This is a genomic window from Kribbella catacumbae DSM 19601 (assembly GCF_000372465.1).
GTDB classification, from domain to species: Bacteria; Actinomycetota; Actinomycetes; order Propionibacteriales; family Kribbellaceae; genus Kribbella; species Kribbella catacumbae.
The window spans coordinates 1-1,499 of sequence record NZ_AQUZ01000137.1 but is presented as its reverse complement, the minus strand read 5'-3'; the positions used below and the strand labels follow the sequence as shown (position 1 = coordinate 1,499).

1 protein-coding gene is annotated in these 1,499 nt (G+C 68.8%); it reads left to right on the top strand.

Translation table 11 applies throughout. The features are described from left to right. Nucleotides 1–157: 157 nt before the first annotated feature. Nucleotides 158–1,192 carry an IS110 family RNA-guided transposase gene (locus tag A3ES_RS0145575; protein ID WP_026163813.1) on the top strand — a complete coding sequence of 345 codons (1,035 nt, stop codon included), beginning with the start codon at nucleotides 158–160 and terminating at the stop codon, nucleotides 1,190–1,192. The last annotated feature ends 307 nt before the right edge of the window (nucleotides 1,193–1,499 follow it).

Here is a 1,499-nt window from a genome sequence, read left to right as displayed (position 1 = left end):
CAAAGATGACATGCATGGGCCCGTTGGCGGCGGGGCTGGGGATATCGGTGCGGCTGCTGAGGTGACCTCCTCAGCTCAGTCGCATCATCATCGGTTGTATCTATCCGTTTGCGTTGCGGGCGCTGGTGTGCCCGTTGGGAGCTTGAGGAGGTCCCTGATGTCTATCGTAGGAGGATTGGACGTTCATCGGAAGCAGATCACGTTCGACTATCTCGAGGTGGAGTCCGGGCAGGTGTGGTGTGGTCAGATCGCCCCGGCCGATCGGGTGCATTTGGCCGGGTGGCTGGGGCAGCGTTTCGCGGGTCGGGGTGATGTCGAGTTCGCGGTGGAGGGCTGTACCGGTTGGCGGTATGTGGCTGAGGAGCTGGCCCGGGCCGGGGTGGTGGCACATGTTGCTGAGCCGGCCGACACGGCGGCGTTGCGGGGCCGCAAGCGGCACGCCAAGACCGATCGGGCCGATGCGCGGCATCTGCGGCAGGTGCTGGCCGATGGGCGGTTGCCGCAGTGCTGGGTCCCGCCGGGTCATGTGCTGGAGTGCCGGGCGTTGCTGGAGCTGTATTGCGATCTGCGGGTCGAGCACACCGCCTGGGTGCAGCGTATCCACGCGGTCTTGTTCCACCAGGGCGCTCCGGGTGGCGGTGATCTGCGGACCGTGCAGGGCCGCGACGCGCTGCGTGTGGTTGCGGCGGGGCAACTGTCCCCGGCCGGGCAGCTGCAAGTCGGCACCGCGCTGGAGTTGCTCGCCACGCTGGAAGGCCACCTGGACACGGTGCACGCCCGGTTGCTGCACGCCGCCCGGCACCTGACCGGCGCGCGGGTGCTGGCCGACCGGTTGTATGGGGTCGGGCCGATCACCGCGCTGGCGTTGACCTGCTGGCTGGGCGGCGCGGGCCGGTTCTCCTCGGCCCGTAAGGCGGTCCGGTTCACCGGGCTGGACGTCACCGTGTATTCCTCGGCCGGGAAACGCGCCCCCGGGCACCTGTCCAGGCAGGGTCCGGCGGTGCTGCGCTGGTGTGTCTACGAGGCCGGCAAGGCCCACGCCCGCCGCACCGCGCCCGACCACGCCTACTACGCGCAGGTCAAGGAACGTCTCGGCGGGAAACGCGCCGCGATCTCCGAGGCCCGCAAGATCGTCCGGCAGGCCTGCCACATCCTGACCGAGCTCGGCGACGACGCCCTCACCACCACCTGAACCACCACCCACCTGACCAAGGTGACCAGCACCGTGACACGCAACGGCAGGGACAGTGAAGAGCACCATCATCAACCGATGGGGAACTACCACGGCCGGCTCCAGCCAGGCGACTGTCAGCCCCGGAACACCCCTGCCGCGCAGGGGCCACCCGGGCGGGCCTCCAAAGAATGAGCGGCCGCACCCCCTTCGCAGCGCGAAGGGGAGACACCCAATCAATCATCATGTCACCGGGCCACAGACCCGGCGGACCCAGGTAAGTCTGGTTGCCTCTTCGCTACCCCCACCACCCGCGCCACGCCACATC

Coding starts and splice junctions, on each gene's coding strand:
- A3ES_RS0145575 (WP_026163813.1), top strand. CDS start 158: ATGTCTATCGTAGGAGGATTGGACGTTCATCGGAAGCAGATCACGTTC.